The 17,895-nt window shown below is 65.9% G+C and carries 11 protein-coding genes; 7 read left to right on the top strand and 4 right to left on the bottom strand.

Annotated features, from left to right (window positions below; translation table 11 throughout):
- Positions 1 to 7: 7 nt before the first annotated feature.
- The 4 genes from ACOFKW_RS01730 to ACOFKW_RS01715 form a co-directional block, all read right to left on the bottom strand.
- Entirely contained in the window at positions 8 to 2,314 is a 2,307-nt protein-coding gene (locus ACOFKW_RS01730) for a TonB-dependent receptor (RefSeq protein WP_419815630.1), read from the bottom strand.
- A 238-nt stretch (positions 2,315 to 2,552) separates the two neighbouring features.
- Positions 2,553 to 5,324 carry a TonB-dependent receptor domain-containing protein gene (locus ACOFKW_RS01725; RefSeq protein ID WP_419815629.1) on the bottom strand — a complete coding sequence of 924 codons (2,772 nt, stop codon included), beginning with the start codon at positions 5,322 to 5,324 and terminating at the stop codon, positions 2,553 to 2,555.
- Between the two features lie 194 nt (positions 5,325 to 5,518).
- A complete protein-coding gene (locus ACOFKW_RS01720) occupies positions 5,519 to 6,766 on the bottom strand; it encodes a dipeptidase (RefSeq protein ID WP_419815628.1) in 1,248 nt (415 codons plus the stop codon).
- Positions 6,763 to 7,458 (bottom strand): helix-turn-helix domain-containing protein, encoded by a 696-nt coding sequence (locus ACOFKW_RS01715; protein ID WP_419815627.1) that lies wholly within the window; start codon positions 7,456 to 7,458, stop codon positions 6,763 to 6,765. Before ACOFKW_RS01715 ends, ACOFKW_RS01720 begins: the two co-directional genes overlap by 4 nt.
- Positions 7,459 to 7,578: 120 nt before the next feature.
- On the opposite strand from ACOFKW_RS01715, the gene ACOFKW_RS01710 reads away from it, so the two are divergent.
- The 7 genes from ACOFKW_RS01710 to ACOFKW_RS01680 all read left to right on the top strand — a co-directional run bounded on the left by ACOFKW_RS01710 (position 7,579) and on the right by ACOFKW_RS01680 (position 17,866).
- Positions 7,579 to 9,576 (top strand): serine hydrolase, encoded by a 1,998-nt coding sequence (locus tag ACOFKW_RS01710; protein WP_419815626.1) that lies wholly within the window; start codon positions 7,579 to 7,581, stop codon positions 9,574 to 9,576.
- Positions 9,576 to 10,583 carry a dipeptide epimerase gene (locus ACOFKW_RS01705; RefSeq protein ID WP_419815625.1) on the top strand — a complete coding sequence of 336 codons (1,008 nt, stop codon included), beginning with the start codon at positions 9,576 to 9,578 and terminating at the stop codon, positions 10,581 to 10,583. Before ACOFKW_RS01710 ends, ACOFKW_RS01705 begins: the two co-directional genes overlap by 1 nt.
- The gene (locus ACOFKW_RS01700; protein ID WP_419815624.1) at positions 10,580 to 11,848 is read left to right on the top strand and encodes a peptide MFS transporter; all 1,269 of its coding nucleotides are present in this window, start codon (positions 10,580 to 10,582) and stop codon (positions 11,846 to 11,848) included. The genes ACOFKW_RS01705 and ACOFKW_RS01700 overlap by 4 nt, the downstream gene beginning before the upstream one ends.
- Before the next feature lie 108 nt (positions 11,849 to 11,956).
- Positions 11,957 to 14,152, top strand: coding sequence for a TonB-dependent receptor (locus tag ACOFKW_RS01695; protein WP_419815623.1), 2,196 nt, complete (start codon positions 11,957 to 11,959; stop codon positions 14,150 to 14,152).
- A gap of 4 nt (positions 14,153 to 14,156) precedes the next feature.
- Positions 14,157 to 15,212 carry a DUF1611 domain-containing protein gene (locus ACOFKW_RS01690; RefSeq protein WP_419815622.1) on the top strand — a complete coding sequence of 352 codons (1,056 nt, stop codon included), beginning with the start codon at positions 14,157 to 14,159 and terminating at the stop codon, positions 15,210 to 15,212.
- A complete protein-coding gene (locus ACOFKW_RS01685) occupies positions 15,209 to 16,300 on the top strand; it encodes a hypothetical protein (protein ID WP_419815621.1) in 1,092 nt (363 codons plus the stop codon). Before ACOFKW_RS01690 ends, ACOFKW_RS01685 begins: the two co-directional genes overlap by 4 nt.
- On the top strand, positions 16,301 to 17,866 hold the full coding sequence (locus tag ACOFKW_RS01680) for a serine hydrolase (RefSeq protein WP_419815620.1): 1,566 nt from the start codon (positions 16,301 to 16,303) through the stop codon (positions 17,864 to 17,866).
- Positions 17,867 to 17,895: the final 29 nt, after the last annotated feature.

The following is a 17,895-nucleotide window of genomic DNA, read 5'->3' as shown; positions in this document are numbered from 1 at the left end:
CAGCCGCCTAGAACTTTACCGAGGCTTCGACGCCGAAGGTCCGCGGTTCGTTGAAGTTGGCATAGTCGCCGAGTGTCGCATTGTTCGACGGATCGCGGCGATAGATGTGCTGCTCGTCTAGCATGTTGCGCGTCCACACCGAGAGCGTCAGGTTGCTGCCGCCGACCGCGATATCGGCGACCGAGACGCGCCCGTTGACAATGAACGACGACTGCGCCTTGAGCGCGAACTGGTCGAAGCTCTGCGTCGCCTGGGCATAGTTGGCATCGAGGTGCAGCTTGCCCGTGATGTTGCCGATCGGCAGCGAGTAGTCGGTGCCGATGCTGGCGGCGTTGCGCGGCGTGAAGACGATGAACACCGGCTGGACGACGCCGGAGAACGGGTTGGCGGTCGGCGGGATCTTGGTGTGCGTATAGGCGTACGCACCGTTCAGCGTCAGGCCCTCGGTGACGCTCAGCGTCGCTTCGAGCTCGATGCCCCTGATCTTGGTGGTGCCGGGTGCGTTGATCGTCTCCAGCGTGTTGCGCGTCGAGGCACCGGTCACCGTCACCAGGCTGAAGTCGATCTGGCTGCCGGTACGGTCCATGATGTAGGCGGCGGCGTTGAGGCGCAGGTGGCGATCGAACAACTCGGTCTTGGCGCCGACCTCATAGGACTTGACCTTCTCCGGCCCGAACGAGCGATAGGTCAGCGAGCGCGAGCTGGCACCACCGGCGCGGTAGCCGGTCGCGAACTTCGCATACAGGTTGACGTCGGGCGTCGCTTCGAAAGCCAGCGTTACCAGCGGATCGAAGCGGCTGGTCTTCTCGGCGAAGGTCAGGTTGGTCGCAACGTTGTTGATCGTGAACAGCCGGCCGTTCTTGTCGTCGCGGGTGTAACGCCCGCCGACCGTCAGGTGCAGCGCCTCGTCGAGCAGCGACGGCGTCCAGGTCGCCTGTCCGTAGGCCGCGTAGCTCTTGGCATAGGCGACGCTGGCGCGGTCGATGGAGCGGAAGCCGCGGATCGTCGGGGTCGGGTCGTTGATCGTGTAGGCGGTGCCGTTGGCGTTCCAGCGGTTGGTGCTCGGCGTCGAGGCATCGTCCTCGGCGCGCTCGTTGAAGTAGAACAGGCCGGCGACGTATTCGATGTTGTTCAGGCTACCGACGGCCTGCAGCTCCTGGCTGAACTGGTGCTGCCACAGGCCAGCAAGGCTGTAGCGGCTGAAGTTGCTGTTCGGCGCGAAGACCGGCACGCGGTGGGCGCCGCCGGCGTTGTCGTACTGGTCGACGCTGACTTCGCGATAGGCGGTGATCGACCGCAGCTCGATGTTCTCGCCGGCGGCGTATTTCAGGTGTAGCGAGTGGCCGAAGGTCTTGTCGATGCTGGGCTGCTGCGGCACGCCGATATCGGCAACCGACATGCGCTTGGTGCCGTCCTTGACGATCGGCGGCAGCGGCGCGATCTCGCCGGCCCGGACCGGAGCGCCGACCGCAGCGACCGGCCGGTTCTGCGGGTTATAGTCGACCAGCTGGCTATAGAACGGCGAGTTCGCGTCATAGCCGTTGTCATAGGCATAGTCGGCGGTGAACTTGTCGCTCGGCTGCCAGCGCAACGTCGCCTTGACGCCGCGACGATCGTAATAGTTGAAGCCGGTGGCACCGGGCAGCGGGTTCTTCACGGTCGGGCCGCGGTATTGCACGACGCCGTCGACCTTGAAGCTGAAGTTGTGCCACTCGGGCAGGTCGATATGCGCCGCGACATTGTACGAGCCGAAGTTACCGACGCCGGCGGTGGCGCGGAAGCCGAACTTGCCGCTCGGCTGGCGCGTCACGATGCTCAGGGCGCCGCCCTCGGTGTTGCGGCCGAACAGGGTGCCCTGCGGTCCCTTGAGCACCTCGATGCGCTCGACATCCATCAGCGCGGCATTGAGGCCGTGCTGGCGGCCGAGGTAGACGCCGTCGACGTAGACGCCAACGCCCTGCTCACGTGCGGGTTGATTGGCGTCGAGCGGGACGATGCCGCGGATGCCGATGGTCAATGCCGAGGTGCGTGCCTCGAAGGTGGTGACGCGCAGGCCGGGGATCGCGCCGTCGCCGAGGTCGATCAGGCTCTGGACGTGACGATCGGCCATCGACGCGGAGCTGAGTACCGAGATCGAGATCGGCGTCGCCTGGAGATTGGTCTCGCGCTTGGTCGCGGTGACGACAATCTCGGTCAGCCCCTCGTCCGCAGCAGCGGCTGCTACGACGTCGTCGGCGGCAGCAGCTGCCTGGACCTGAGTTGCCAATGCGATGGAGAGTACGGCGAGCGAAGCTGCCCAGGAGGAAATTGTCATGTTGCGACCCTTGTCGCCGGTGCAGAGTGCCCGGCGTTCAAGGCTCGCTAGCCGCCTGTTCTTGCAGTTTCGGGACAGTTCAACTGTCGTTTACGACTTATTTGTAACTTTTTGTTTCTGACGCAACCAACGCAGCCGCGCATTCTAGCCGGAGCATCGATAGCTCCGCGCTAATGTCGTTACTGTCCCGGGGTAACCCCAGCCTGCCCGAAAGCAGGCCGGGGCCGACCGTGGTCGATCAGATCTTGATCCGCAGCGTCGCCTCGACCTGCCGGCCGAACGGCGATGCCAGGTTGGGGAAATAGCCGTTCGCGGCATTGTAGAACGGTGGGTTCTTGTCGAAGACGTTGGCGCCGCGGAACTGTATCGAAGCGCCCTGGATCAGCCGGTCGAGCGTGAAGCTGACCGACAGGTCGATCGTCGTGAACGACTTTACGCTCTGGTTCGGCGTGATCGTGGTGTTGGTGAAACCGCCAGTGTGATTGACGAAGACCGAGACATTCACCGGCTCGAGGTTCCAGCCTAACGAGAAGCGGCCCTTCCACTTGACCGCGTCCGACGTGCCGAGGCGCGACGTGAACGGCGTGCCGGTCACCACCTGCTGCTCGTACTTGAGCTGGCGGTTGGCGTTGGCGCCCAGCGTGAAGGCGCCGAAGGACGTGTTGAACGCATAGGATGCGTCGATGTCGAGGCCGGCGATCTTGCGGATGCCGATGTTCTGGGCGTTGAGATAGATGATCGCGTCGAACCCGGTCGTGATCGGCGCCTGCGGTGGGAAGCGTGCGAGCAGGTCGGCGATCTGCTGCGGCGTCGGATTGAGCGTCCTGAAGCCGACGAAGCCCGGGATCGTCAGCACCTGCGCGGTGGTGATCGAGTTCACCGTGTTACGGTATTCGACGTTGTAATAGGTCGCGGACATCCGCAGGCCGGGTACGAACCCTGGTGCCAGGTCGACGCCCGCCGACCAGGTGGTCGCCTCCTCGGGTGTCAGGTCGGGATTGCCGCCGCCGGGATTGAGGACGTTCAGCGTGCCCAGGAAGGTGCCGGTGGTCACGTCGGTCAGGTTGAGCGCCGAATTGGGACGTGGCACGGTGAACGTGCTGGTGGTCAGGCCGATGTTCGGGGCCGCAAACGACGTGCCATAGGAGCCGTGCGCCGAGATTCCGCGGATCGGCGACCACACGATGCCGTACTTCGGGTTGAAGACGCCATGGAGCTTCTCATAATAATCGTATCGGCCCGACAGCGACACGACGAGGCGCTGCAGGCCCGGCAACGCGTTCTCTTCGCCGAACAGCGGGATGTTGACCTCGGTAAAGGCCGACGACACCGAGCGGCTGATGTCGTCGTCGCGAACGACCAGCAAGGTGGCGTTCGGCGAGCCGGCGGTCTGGAGCTGTACCGCTTGCTCGGTGCGAACGTCGAGGCCGACCGATGCGCGGATCTCGCCACCGGGGATCGTGACGATCGGACCGTCGGCCTTGACCTGCAACTCGCGCAGCCGTTGGCTGGTCTTGTTGATCTGCGCATAGTCGTTGTTGATCTGCGCCAGCACCGCCGGGTTGTTGTCGGCAGCCTGGCCGAACGGATTGAGCGCAGTGGCTGGCGTGGTGCCATTGGCGAGACGCTGCGCCGCCAGCAGGTCGAGCTCTGGGTCCTTGTTGTAGTCGTTGGTCTTGGAGACATGGGTCAGGATGTTGGCGACCCAGTCGCTGCCCAGCTTGATGTCGGCGCCCGCGGTGATGCCCCAGACTTTCGAAGTCTGGTCCGACACCGCACCCGGAAACAGGCCCAGGCCGCTGCGGGTGACGGCGATGCTCTTCGCCGTGACGCCGGGCGGCAGCCGGAAGAACGGGTTGGTGTTGGGGATCGTCAGGTTGAGCGCCTGGCGCCCACCGGTCCGCGTCGTCTTGTAGCTCGAATAATTGAATTCGGACCAAAGCTCGATCGTGTCGTTCAAGGTCTGGCGGACGGTCACCAGCGCGGCATGACGGCCACCATCGGGGATGACCTGCTGTTCGTTGAGGACGCCGCAAAGATTACGCCCGACGGTATAGGTTGGATAGGCGTAGGTCTTGCCGCCGACCGTCACATTGGGATCGAGGCAGGTGTTCTGGCGCAGGTCGCGGCCGCCGCGGGAACGCTGGTCGCCACCGAGCGCCAGCGTTTCGATCTCGGTGTTCAGCGGCGATTTGTTGTCCGAATACTCATAGGCCGCCATGATGCTGCCGGAGCCCCAGGAGTGGCCGCCGATGATCGAGGCGTCGCGCTTCTGGTAGCGCGATCCGTTGAAGCCGTAGGTTGCGGAGGCTTCGATGCCCTCGACATTGCGGCGGTAGATGAAGTTGACCACGCCGGCGACTGCGTCCGAGCCATAGACCGAGGAGGCACCGTCGGCGATGACCTCGACGCGCTGGACCGCGATGACCGGGATGATCGAAGGGTCCGGGAACACCGCCTCGCCGCCGACCGGCGCAAACCGGTGGCCGTTGAACAGCGTCAGTGTCGCGAACGTGCCGAGATTGTGGATGTTCGGCTGGAAGCCGCTGGTCCGGAAGCGGCTCGGCGTCGATTGCTCGGCGTTGGCGCCGAAATTGCCGAGCTGCGGGATCGAGGCCAGCAATTCCTTGGTGTTGGCCGGGGCGGTCGCCTGGATGGTATCGCGCCCGATGCTGATCAGGTTGGAGCCGGTTGGTGCGACGCCGCGGATACTACTGCCGGTCACGACGATTTCGTTGGCGGGGCCATCGCCCTCGGCCGTGGTATCGCGCGATGGCAGGGGATTGGTCTCGCCGGCCTTGCTCTGGACGTTGGCAGGCGTGCCGGGCAGCGCGGCGTCGGCGGCTGGAGAGACCGGCGTCGATTGCGCAAGCGCCGTTCCGGCGGTGGCGCTGATGGCGATAAAAGCGATCGAGCGCAGGAGCTTGAGTTTATAATAACGCGCCGCGGTGCAGGCGCCGTCTACTGTATACGCGCCGCTCGCGGGCATGATGGCCCCACGTACGCGCATTGCATCACCGAACATGATCAATTCCCCCCTTGCTGTGCCTCTCATGGGCATCAGCAACGGCGTATGTATAGCGTATACAGGACGACGCAACAACGAATGTCGGGAGACCGATTAGAAACTTCAAAGTAATGAACGAGGTGCAATCGAGCCGCCTTGGCGCCGACGATAGCCGACGCTGAGCGGCTGGCCTCCGCCTAGCGCTTCATCGCCGCCTGCACTCGCTCGGCGCCGCGCATCACCCGCAGGACGTTGCCACCGGCTAGTTTGGCGATGTCGGCGTCGCTCCAACCGCGACGCATCAGTTCTGCAAGCAGGGCAGGGTAGGTCGTGACGTCCCCCAGCCCCGCCGGCAGCGCTTCGCCGACGCCGTCGAAGTCGGAGCCCAGGCCGACGGTCTCGATGCCGGCAACCTTGACGATATGCTCGATATGGTCGGCGACCTGGGACAGGGTGACCGGCGGCGCGGGATGGGCCTTGAGCCAGGCGTCGAAGTCCGCCGCCGCCTTGACCGGCTGGCCGATGTCGAGCCCGCCGAACGGTGGCGCGTTAAGCCGGGTCTTCTCCGCCGACTGGTCCGCCGACCAGCGGCGATACGCGTCCGAGACATAGACCGGAGCATAATCGACCATGACGACGCCGCCGTTCTGGCGCACCAACTTCAACACGTCGTCGGAGACGTTACGAGGGTGGTCGTTGATCGCACGCGCGCCTGAGTGCGAGAAGATCACCGGCGCCTTGGTCACCGCCAGCGCGGCGCGCATCGTGCCCTCGCTGACATGGCTAAGATCGACCAGCATGCCGAGCCGGTTGAGCTCGAGCACCACTTTGCGCCCGAAGTCGGTCAGGCCGTCGTGCTTGGGATCGTCGGTGGCGGAATCGGCCCAGTCGATGGTCCGCGAGTGGGTCAGCGTCAGATATCCCGCGCCGAGTGCCGCATAGCTGCGCAGCACCGACAGGCTGCCGTCGATCTGGCCGCCACCCTCTACGCCGATCATCGAGGCGATGCGCCCGGCTTTGTGGGCGCGCTCTACATCGTCGGCGGTGCGGGCGATGGCGAAGTCGTTGGGATAGCGCGCCGCGATCGAATGGACGAGGTCGATCTGCTCCAGCGTCTGCTCGACCTGCTCCTTGCCCGGTAGGTCTGCGGAGACCCAGACCGACCAGAACTGGCCGCCGACCATGCTCTTGCGCAGGCGGGCGATGTCGGTGTTGTAGCGTATCTTGCTGGCCGACAGGTCGTTCAGGTCGACGGTCCAGCGCGCCTCGCCTTCACGCTCCCGCAGCGCTTCCGGCCAGTCGTTATGCCCGTCGATGAGCGGCGTCGCCTTGAGGACCCGCGCGACGCGAGCGGCGTAGTCGGTCGACGCGGCAGGCGCGGCGGTGGCGGCGGCCGACGTCAGCAGCAGCGACGCCGCCAGCAGGGCGAAGACGGAGCGCGTCAACGGCTGCGCCCCGTGCGGCGCTGGCCGAGCGACGGCGGCGTGTTCTCGTTCACCGCTTCGCCGCCGTGGCGTCGTTCCTCGTGAAGCGTCAGCAGGGATTCCATCAATTCCTCCTCTGCACTGGACATCACCGCCAGCACTTCCGCTTCTTCGCAGTCTTGCGCCGCGAGATAGGCGTGGCCCATGCTCGAGTCGATGTACAGCGCCTGGCCCGGCTCCAGCGTCACCGGATCGTAGAACTCGGTCTGGACGACGACCTTGCCGCTCAGCACGTACAGGAATTCCTCGCCACTGTGGCGGACGAGCGCGCCGAACTGCTCGGCAGAACGAGCGCGGATCTTGGTGATGACCGGGATCATCCGTTTCCGCCGCAGTTCGGTGCACAGATAGTAATAGTCGTAGTTCGGCGTCTCGACGCGAACCGAGCGCGCCATGTCGCCAAGGCTGCGCCGCGCCGTGACCGGCTGGACCGGGCCGTCCTCTGTCTCGGAAAACAGTTCCGACAGCCGCAGGCCCAGGCGCTGCGCCAGCGATTGTAGCTTGTCGTAGGTGAGGGTGAGCCGGTCATGCTCGATCTTGGATAGGGTCGAGACCGGGATGCCGCTCTTGGCGCTCATCTCCTTGAGGGTCAGCCCCTCACGCGATCTCAGGCCGCGGAGCAGCGCACCCAAGGTAGGCGGAACTGTCGCCACGAAATTCCTTTCAGGCCGTGTTGACCAATTCTCCGATCCGGATCACTATGTCTTAATCCGAACCTTTCATCTTGTTTATAGGTGATTGGGCGCTTCGGCAATGCCCAAGGAGTGACGTCGATGCGCGTAGGAAGATTGATCGTCCTAGCAGCCGCCCTGTTCGGCAGCGCGGTGCTGGCACAGGTGCCGGTCACGCCGACCGCCGTGGTCACCCCGACACCCGTCCTTGCCGCGCCGCCGACGCCTGTGCCGGCGGGCAGTCACGAGCTCAACAGCACTGATGTCGGCGCCTGGCTCGACGGCTACCTGCCGTACGCGCTGCACAACGGCGACATCGCCGGGGCGGTGGTGACTGTGGTCAAGGACGGCCAGGTCATCGCAGCGCGCGGCTATGGCTATGCCGATGTCGCCAAGCGCCGCCCGGTCGACCCAGCACGCACCCTGTTCCGCCCAGGCTCGACCTCGAAGCTCGTCACCTGGACCGCGGTGATGCAGCAGGTCGAGGCCGGCAAGCTCGACCTCGACACCGACGTGAACAGGTATCTCGACTTCAAGATACCGCCGCGCAACGGCAAGCCGGTGACCCTGCGCCAGATCATGACGCATACCGGCGGCTTCGAAGAGGTTCTCAAGAACATCATTTTCTACGACCCCAAGATCAACATGTCGCTGGAGGCGTATCTCAAGACCTGGGTGCCGACGCGGATCTTCGATGCCGGCACGACGCCCGACTATTCCAACTGGGCGACGGCGCTGGCGGGGTACATGGTGCAGCGCGTCTCGGGCATGCCCTTCGACGATTACGTCGAGCAGCGCATCTTCGCGCCGCTAGGCATGAAGAACTCCAGCTTCCGGCAGCCGCTGCCCAAGGCGCTGCAAGCCGATATGGCGGTTGGTTATGAGCGTGCCTCGCAACCGCCCCTGGGCTTCGAGTTCGTCGGGCCGGCCCCGGCCGGCTCGCTGTCCGCCTCGGGCCTCGACATGGCGCGCTTCATGATCTCGCATCTCCAGCAGGGGCGCGGCATCCTGAAGCCCGAGACTGCGGCTATCATGCACGACAGCCCGCTCGACCGGGTCGATCCGATGTCGCTGATCCCGCCGCTCAACCGCATGGAGCTCGGCTTTTTCGAGACCAACATCAACGGCCGCGAGGTCATCGCGCACCTTGGCGACACCAATAATTTCCACACCTCGCTGCATCTGTTCATGAAGGACGGGGTCGGGTTCTACGTTTCCTTCAACAGCGCCGGGCGTGAGGGCGCCGCACACGTCGTCCGGGCCCAGCTGTTCCAGGATTTCGCCGACCGTTACTTCCCCTCGACCATCCGCGACGGCCGTGTCGATGCCGCCACCGCTCGCGAGCACGCCAAGGCGATGGTCGGCCATTGGGAAGTCAGTCGCCGATCGGTGACCAACTTCATCAACATTCTCAACCTGGTCGGCCAGGTCAATATCAGCGTCGACGACAAGGGCGAGCTGGTCATCCCGTCGCTAAAGGGGCCCGGCGGTGCGGTCCAGCATTGGGACGAGATCGCGCCCTTCGTCTGGCGCGACCGCAACGGCCACGACCGGCTGGCGGCCAAGCTTGTCGACGGCAAGCCGGTGCGCTGGAGCTTCGACATGATCTCGCCGTTCATGGTCTATGACCGCGTGCCCGCGGCGCGCTCCGCCGGCTGGCTGATGCCGGCGATGTACGCGAGCCTTGGCATCCTGCTGCTGACCTTCCTCTACTGGCCGGTCGGCTGGCTGATCCGGCGCAACTACGGTGCCCGGATCGCGGTCACCGGCGCTGCGCTCAAAGCCTATCGCGCAACTCGGATCATGGCGCTGCTGGTGCTGGGTGTCCTCGTCGGATGGGCGACCCTGTTGTCGGTGCTGTTCGCCGATGTCAGCAATCTCAACGCCAGTGCCAGCCTGTGGCTGTGGCTGCTCCAGATCGCCGGCGCGGTCATCTTCGTCGGGGCGGTGGGCATCGCCGCTTGGAACGCCTGGCTGACCTGGCGCGACGGGCGGCGCTGGACCCGCAAGCTGTGGAGCGTGCTGGTCCTGCTCGCGACGCTGATCGTGCTCTACGTCGCCTCGACCTACAGCCTGCTAGCCATGACGGTGGATTACTGATGTCGCGCCTCTCGATCGAAGTCGTCACCCGGACGCTTCGGCTGGCGCAGCCATTCCGCATCTCGGGCTATGTCTTCGACTCCGCCGACGTGCTGGTAGTGACGCTCGACGACGGCTCGCATCGGGGCCGCGGTGAGGCGGCAGGCGCCTATTATCTCGGCGACGATTTCGCCAACATGCGCGCGGCGATCGAGACAGCGCGGTCAGCAATCGAGGCCGGGCCGACGCGGGAGGAGCTGCGCCACGTCATGCCGCCCGGTGGCGCACGCAACGCCGTCGATGCCGCGCTGTGGGAGCTGGAGTCAGCACGTTCGGGCCAGCCGGTCTGGGCCCTTGCCGGGCTCGAAGGAACGCGGCCGCTGGTCACGACCTTCACCGTGAGCGCCGATACTCCCGAGGTGATGGCAGCCAAGGCTACCAGCTATGTCGGCGCAAAGTCGCTCAAGATAAAGCTGACCGGCGACGTCGATCTCGACCTCGAGCGTGTCGCCGCGATCCGTGCAGCGCGCCCCGAAGTCTGGCTGGGCGTCGACGGCAACCAGGGCTTTGTCCGCGCCGATCTGGAACGCCTGATCGCCGGGCTGCGTCAGTACGATATCTCGTTGCTGGAGCAGCCGCTCGCCCGGGGCCATGACGCCGAACTCCAGGGCTTCAGCTCGCCGATCCCGATCGCGGGCGACGAGAGCCTGTTGTCGCTGGTCGACTTGGCGGACGCAAAGGGCCGCTTCGACGTCGTCAATATTAAGCTCGACAAGTGCGGCGGCCTGACCGAGGGCCTGCTGATGGCGGCCGAGGCCCGGCGGCTCGGGCTTGGCGTCATGGTCGGCACGATGATCGGCACGAGCCTGGCGACGGCGCCTGGCTTCATCCTCGGGCAGGTGGCGGACCTCGTCGATCTCGATGGCCCGACCTTTTTGGTCGAGGACCATGTCCCGAGCGCGGTCTACGCCGACGGTCTGCTCGACGTCGGTCCCGAGGTCTGGGGGTCCGGTCGAGCCGCCGCATGACCACCGCGGAGGAGCCGAGCTGGTTCGGTCATCCGCGCGGACTGACCATCCTGTTCCTGACCAACATGTGGGAGCAGTTCTCCTACTACGGCATGCGCGCGCTGCTGGTTTACTACATGACCAAGCAGCTGTTGATGAGCCAGGGCAGCGCCTCGCTGGTCTATGGCGCCTATACCGCCTGCGCCTATTTCACGCCGATCGTCGGTGGCGTCATCGCGGACCGGTTCCTGGGCAAGCGGAACGCCATCCTGATCGGCGGCTCGATCATGGCGGCCGGCCATTTCATGATGGCGTCGGAGGCGCTCTTCTATCCTGCGCTGGTCACCATCGCGATTGGCAACGGCCTGTTCCTGCCCAGCCTGCCCAGCCAGATCGGCGACCTATACCGGCCCGGCGATACGCGCGCCGGCTCGGCGTACAACGTCTATTACGTCGGCGTGAACATCGGCGGGTTCCTGGCGCCGCTGATCTGCGGGACGCTCGGCGAGGTCTTCGGCTGGCACTACGGTTTCGGCGCAGCCGGTATCGGCATGCTCGGCGGACTGGCGATCTACATTTGGGGGCAGCGTTACCTGCCTTCGCAGGCGGCGGCAGAGCCGGTCGCAACGGCCCAAGAGCCGCGGGCGAAGTTCGCACGCAACGTCGTGCTGGTGTTGCTGGCAATCGGGCTGTCGGTGACGGTGTTTCGCGGTGCCTATGAACAGGTCGGCAACACGCTGGCGCTGTGGGCCGATGTCGGCGTCGACCGCCGCGTCGGCAGCGCGGTCATCCCGATGACCTGGTTCCAGTCGCTCAATCCACTGCTGGTCATGGTGATGACGCCACCACTGCTGATCTGGTGGCGGCGACGCGCGCTGGCGGGAGTGCCGGAGCGGCCGGCACGGCGCATGGCACTGGGTGCGGCGATCGTCGCCGGCGCCTATCTGATGCTCGCCGCGGTCGAGGCGATCGGTGGCCCGGCGCATTGGCTGTGGCTGGTGCTGTTCTTCGTCGTGCTGACGTTCGGCGAGTTGCACATCCTGCCGACCGGCCTGGGGATGTTCGCCCGGCTGGCCCCGCGTGGCCACGGCGCCACCACCGTCGCCGCCTGGTTTCTGGCGACCTTCGCCGGCAGTCTCGCGGCGGGGGTCGTCGGCACGCTATGGACCGGCACGACGCACGGCGGTTTCTTCGTGATCCTCGCTGCGATCGCCGCGCTGGCCGGAATCATGCTCTTGATGACACAGCGCTTCGAAGAAAAGACGGGAGTTGCTAAATCGGATTGACTGTTCTCTGATTGGGACAAATGATGCGTAATCATGATTATTTCGATTGGGAGCGTCTCGATGAATGCGGTTCGGCTGGGTTTGTCGGTTTCGAGCGTAATCGGCGCATTGCTCGTCAATAGCCCGGTCGCGGCACAGGTCGCATCGAACACGCAGATTGCCGCCGCCAACACCGACGCTGGTGATTACCAATCGAGCGACATCGTCGTCACCGCGCAAAAGCGTGCCGAGGCGCTGATCGACGTGCCGCAGTCGATTTCCGTCGTGCGCGGTGAGACGCTGGAGCGTCAGCAGGCATTCAGCTTCCAAGACTATGCCAAGCTGGTTCCGGGCTTGCAGATCTCGCAAAGCAATCCCGGCGAGGCGCGCCTCATCCTGCGGGGCGTCAACACAGGCGGCACCGCCGCCACGGTCTCAACCTATGTCGATGAAACGCCGTTCGGATCTTCGTCGGGGCTGGCGAACGGCGCCATCCTCGCGGGCGAGCTGGACACGTTCGACATGGCGCGGGTCGAAGTGCTGCGCGGTCCACAGGGGACGCTGTACGGTGCCAGCTCGCTGAGCGGCGTGGTCAAGTTCGTCACCAACGCGCCGGACTTCGACCGGATCGAATCGCGCAGTCGCGCCAGCGTCGAGACTGTCGAAGGCGGCGACCTGTCGTACATGGGCTCGGCGCTGGTCAACGTGCCGCTGACCTCGAACCTAGCGGTGCGTGCCTCCGGTTTCTATAGGAAGTTTGGCGGTTTCATCGACTCGACAGGTCTCGGCGGCTCCGACATCGCCAAGAATATCAATGACAGCAAAAGCTATGGCGGCCGCGTCTCGGCGCTGTTCAAGCCGTCGACCGCCGTCTCGCTGCGCCTTACCGCGATCGTACAAAACCTGGACTCGAATGCCTCCGCGGTTGTCGAAAGCGATCCGCGGACCCTGCGCACTATCACGCGCAACGTCCAGTCGCGCTTCGTCCCCGAGTACACCGACGTCGCCTATCGCCTTTATAACGGTACGTTAGACGTCGACCTGGGCTTCGCGACGCTGACCTCCTCGACCAGCTACAGCACCCTTAAGGAGTCGCTGCGCGACGACCTGACGGTATATTTCGGCTCCCTGCTCGGGTTGTACACCGATGCGACCGGCCCCGCGGCCGACCTGGCCGAGCCGCAGCACACCAACAACAAGCGCTTCACCCAGGAACTCAGGCTCGCCTCACCGCAAAGCGACACCTTCGAATGGATGATCGGCGGCTACTACAACCACGAGAAGGCGGCGATCATCCAGCAAGTCGAGGCCTATAATCCAGGCACGTTCACCACATTTGCCGGGCTGCCGCAGCTGTTCGACGGCGCGTTGACCTCGCGCTACGAGGAGTTTGCCGGCTTTGCCAATGGCACGCTGCACTTCGGGCCACGCTTCGACCTGACGGTGGGCGGTCGCTACAGCGGCAATAACCAGAATGCGCACCAGGACGGCGTCGGCCTGCTCGCACCGGCGGAGTTGAGCTCGTCCTCCAAGGAGCAGGTGTTCACCTGGTCGGCGGCGCCGAAGTTCAAGTTCAGCGACACCGGGTCGATCTACGCCCGCTTCGCCAAGGGCTTCCGGCCCGGCGGACCCAATATCGTGCCGCCGACCGCGCCCCCGGAGGTACAGACCTACAAGTCCGACAGCGTGATCAACTACGAACTCGGACTGAAGGCGGAGACCGCGGATCGCAGCTTTGGCATCGACATTTCGGCGTTCCACATCGACTGGGACGACATCCAGCTGCTGGCACAGGTCGGCGCGTACGGCGTCAACGCCAATGGCGGCAAGGCGACCAGCGACGGTGTCGAGTTCACCGCGACGGTGCGACCGACCCGTGGCTTCGCGGTGACGATCAACGGCGCCTACACCGACGCCAAGCTGACCGAGAACACCGACCCGATCGTCGGCGGGCGCAAGGGCGACCGGCTGCCGTTCTCGCCCAAGGTGTCGGTGTCGGTGAACGGCGACTATGACTGGTCGGTCGGCACGAACGCTACCGCTTATGTCGGCGCCTCGCTGCGCTATCTCGGCGACCAGGCCGGACTGTTCAGCCCGGCATACACGGCGGCCTATGGCGGCCGGTCTAACCTGCCGGCCTATGCGGTGGCCGACCTGCGCGCCGGCGTCGAGTTCGGGCGCTTCTCAATCGGGGCCTATGCCAAGAATCTCGGCAACGTGGCGGGCAAGACCAGCGTCGTCGAAAGCTTCTTCCCGCGCGGCGCGACCGGCACCGGCGTGATTCGGCCCCGCACCATCGGGCTGACGTTCGGCGCCGGCTTCTAAGGCGGTGGCCAGCCAAGCATTGCCGGAGCGCGAGACCGGCGTGGGCGCGATCCACGCGTTGCCGTCGCCGTACCTGCTGTTCCTGGGCGATACGGTCGAGCCGGGCTATGCCAAGACTGCCTTCGGGTTACGTGACTGGGCGGGCGACCGCTGCCTCGGTGAGTGGTCCTTGCCGGCCGCCACGGTCAGCACCGGCCTGCCGCGGCTGACGCCGGCCGAGGCAGCGGCCCAGGGCGCGCGCTCGATGATTATCGGTGTCGCCAGCCCGGGCGGGGCGATCCCGGTGTCATGGATGCCCGAGCTGATCGCCGCGCTCGACGCCGGACTTGACCTGGTCGCCGGGATGCATGTCCTGCTGACCAGCATCACGCCGCTGCGGGAACTGGCAGCGCGCCGCGGACGCCGGCTGATCGACCTGCGCGTGCCGCCGCCCAGCCTGCCGGTGGCGAACGGCCGCAAGCGCACCGGCCGCCGCCTGCTGACCGTCGGCACCGACTGCGCGCTCGGCAAGAAATACACCGCCCTTGCCATTGCCCGCGGACTGGTCGAACGCGGCGTCGACGCGACCTTCAGGGCCAGCGGGCAAACCGGGATCATGATCGCCGGGCAGGGCATCGCGTTGGACGCCGTCGTCGCCGACTTTGCCAGCGGCGCGGCGGAACTGCTCAGCCCCGATGCAGATGCCGATCACCTCGACGTCATCGAGGGCCAGGGTTCGCTGTACCACCCCGCCTATGCACCGGTATCGCTGGCGCTGCTGCACGGCAGCCAGCCCGACCTGTTCGTCGTCTGCCACCAGCCGGGACGCGAGGCGGTGCTGGGCTTCCCCGGCTATCCATTGCCGTCGATCGAGACGGTGATCGAGCGCACGGTGCTGCTTGGCCAGTTGACCAACCCGGCCATCCGCTGCGTCGGCATCAGCCTGAACACGGCCGGCATGACCGAGGACGAGGCAGAGCAATTGATCGCCGCGACCAGCGCCCGCCTCGGCTTGCCGGTCGCCGACCCGATCCGGGGCGGTCCCGCCTTCCAGCGGCTCCTCGACGCCTGCCAGGCATGAGCCTCGCCGCCGACCGCTTCCGACGCTTCCTGCTGCCGGGACTGGCATTCAAGGCGGTGATCATCGGCGGCGGTTATGCAACGGGGCGCGAGATCGCAGAGTTCTTCCTGCCCGCCGGCCCGTGGGGCGGGCTGGCCGGGATGCTGCTCGCGACGATCGTCTGGGCGGTCGTCGCGGCGGCAACCTTCCACTTCGCCTACAAGATCGGCGCGCGCGATTACCGCCATTTCTTCCAGGCGTTGCTTGGCCGCGCCTGGGTGGCGTTCGAACTCGCCTATGCGGTATTCGTCGTCCTGATCCTCGCGGTGTTCGGCGCCGCGGCCGGGGCGATCGCCGCCGCCACCCTGGGGCTTCCGCCGGCCGTCGGCACCTTGGCGCTGATGTTCGGCATCATCGCCTGCGTCGCATTCGGTAACGCCAGCGTCGAGCGCGTCTTCGTCTGGGTGTCCGGGCTGCTGTACGCGACCTATGCGATCTTCTTCGGCCTCGCGCTGGCCGGGGTGGGTGACCGCATCGGTACCGCCTTCGCGACGCTGCCGTCGGGCGACTGGGCACTGGGCGGGCTGACCTATGCCGGGTACAACGTCATCGGCGCGGTGATCGTCCTGCCGGTGACGCGCCACTTCCGCAGCGGCCGCGATGCGGTGGTCGCCGGGCTGGTCGCTGGACCGCTGGCGATGCTGCCGGCGTTGCTGTTCTTCGTCGCGATGACTGCCTTCCTGCCCGAGATCGCGGCCTCGGTGCTGCCCTCCGACTATATCCTCGTCCGCCTCGGCCACCCGGTCTTTCACCTGATGTTCCAGGCGATGATCTTCGCCGCGCTGCTCGAGAGCGGCACCGGCGCGGTCCATGCGATCAACGAGCGCGTCGCCCGCGCCCGGCGGATCACGCTCAGCCCACTGGTGCGCGCGCTGGCGGCACTGGCGCTGCTGGTGCCCTGCATGCTGATCGCCGAGCGGGTCGGGCTGGTTACCTTGATCGCCTCGGGGTACCGCGCGCTCGCCTGGGCGCTGATCCTGATCTACGTCGTCCCGCTGCTGGTCGTGGTGGCGTTGCGCCGCGCGCCGCAGCCGGTTCCGGAGACCTGAATGAACCGCCTGATGGTCCTGCCGCTGCTCGCGCTTGCAAGTCCTGCGTGGGCCAGCCCGCCTGCCGGCATCGACGCCCGGATCGAGGCGGTGCGCGCTGCATCGGGCAGCCCCGCCGTCGCCGTCGCCATCGTCGAGGACGGCAAGGTCGTGCTCGCCAATGGCTATGGCGTCCGCAAGCTCGGCGCGCCGGAGAAGGTCGACGCCGACACCATCTTCATGATCGGCTCGACCGCCAAGGCAATGACCAGCGCGGCGCTGGCGACGCTCGTCGATGCCGGCAAGCTGGGCTGGGACGACAAGGTCGTCGATCATCTGCCCGGCTTCCAGATGTACGACGCCTGGGTGACGCGCGAGATGACGGTGCGCGACCTGCTCGTCCACCGCAGCGGACTGGGGATGGGTGCCGGCGACCTGCTGTACATTCCGCGCGGCAGCTATTCGCGCGCCGAGATCGTCCGCCGCCTGCGCTACATCAAGCCCGCGACCAGTTTTCGCAGCGGCTATGCTTATGACAACGTCCTCTACATCGTCGCCGGGCAGGTCATCGAGGCGATCAGCGGGCAAAGCTGGGAGGACTATGTCCAACAGCACGTCTTCGCCGCGGCCGGCATGACGCATGCGACGACGACCTTCGAACAGGTCTTCGCCAATCCCAACCGCGCCCAACCTCACGCCCGCTTCGGCGGCGCGGTGCGCGGCACCGGTCCTCAGCGGCTGATAAACGAGCAGGACCATCTGCCCCAGTCGTCGGCACCGGCCGGGCTGGTTGCGGCCAGCGCCAACGACATGGCACGCTGGCTGCAGGTGCAACTGGACAGCGGCGCCGTCCCTGGCGGCAAGCGGCTGTATAGCGAGACACAGGCGAAGGCGATGTGGGCGCCGGTGACACCGATGCCGATCGCCGACCTGCCGACACTGATCGCCGCCACCCAGCCGTCCTTCTCGGCCTATGCACTGGGCTGGGACGTGCAGGATTATCATGGCACGCGGATCGTTTGGCACGCCGGCGGCCTATACGGCTCGACCTCCATCGTCGTGCTGATCCCGGACAAGAAGATCGGATTCTCCATAGAGCTCAACAGCGAGGAGGCCGCGCCGCGCTTTGGCCTGATGTACGAGCTGCTCGACCATTACCTCGGGCTGCCGAAGCAGGACTGGCCGACGCGCTATGCTACCTATCGCAGTCAGCGCACCGCAACCGCGCTGGCCGCCGTGAACCTGAAGGCCGCGACACCTGCCAAGGTCGGCCCTTCGCTCGACCTCGCGCGCTATGCAGGGCGCTATGTCGATCCGTGGTACGGACCGGTGACGGTCGGATCGGGTGACAGGGGCCTGACGGTGAGCTTCGACCCGACGCCGGGGATGACCGGGCGGCTGGAGCATTACCAGTACGATACCTTCGTCACACGCTTCGACGATCCCGCGATCGAGCCGGCTTATCTGACCTTCAACCTCGACGCCGATGGCAAGGTCTCGCGGATCACCGCCAGGCCGGTATCGCCGATCGCCGATTTCAGCTTCGACTACGCCGACCTGTCGTTCGAACCGGCGTCGGTGAAGTGACTTTGCTGAGCTGCCTGTCCGCATGGAGA

Source organism: Glacieibacterium sp., from assembly GCF_965200405.1.
Lineage (GTDB): Bacteria > Pseudomonadota > Alphaproteobacteria > Sphingomonadales > Sphingomonadaceae > Glacieibacterium.
The sequence above is the reverse complement of the archived record's forward strand: the minus strand, read 5'-3'. Positions and strand labels throughout refer to the sequence as shown.

What these genes read in the sequence shown, in the direction of transcription:
- ACOFKW_RS01710 (WP_419815626.1), top strand. Translation starts at nt 7,579, where the DNA reads ATGCGCGTAGGAAGATTGATCGTCCTAGCAGCCGCCCTGTTCGGCAGC.
- ACOFKW_RS01685 (WP_419815621.1), top strand. Translation starts at nt 15,209, where the DNA reads ATGAGCCTCGCCGCCGACCGCTTCCGACGCTTCCTGCTGCCGGGACTG.
- ACOFKW_RS01705 (WP_419815625.1), top strand. Translation starts at nt 9,576, where the DNA reads ATGTCGCGCCTCTCGATCGAAGTCGTCACCCGGACGCTTCGGCTGGCG.
- ACOFKW_RS01730 (WP_419815630.1), bottom strand. Translation starts at nt 2,314, where the DNA reads ATGACAATTTCCTCCTGGGCAGCTTCGCTCGCCGTACTCTCCATCGCA.
- ACOFKW_RS01700 (WP_419815624.1), top strand. Translation starts at nt 10,580, where the DNA reads ATGACCACCGCGGAGGAGCCGAGCTGGTTCGGTCATCCGCGCGGACTG.
- ACOFKW_RS01725 (WP_419815629.1), bottom strand. Translation starts at nt 5,324, where the DNA reads ATGCGCGTACGTGGGGCCATCATGCCCGCGAGCGGCGCGTATACAGTA.
- ACOFKW_RS01680 (WP_419815620.1), top strand. Translation starts at nt 16,301, where the DNA reads ATGAACCGCCTGATGGTCCTGCCGCTGCTCGCGCTTGCAAGTCCTGCG.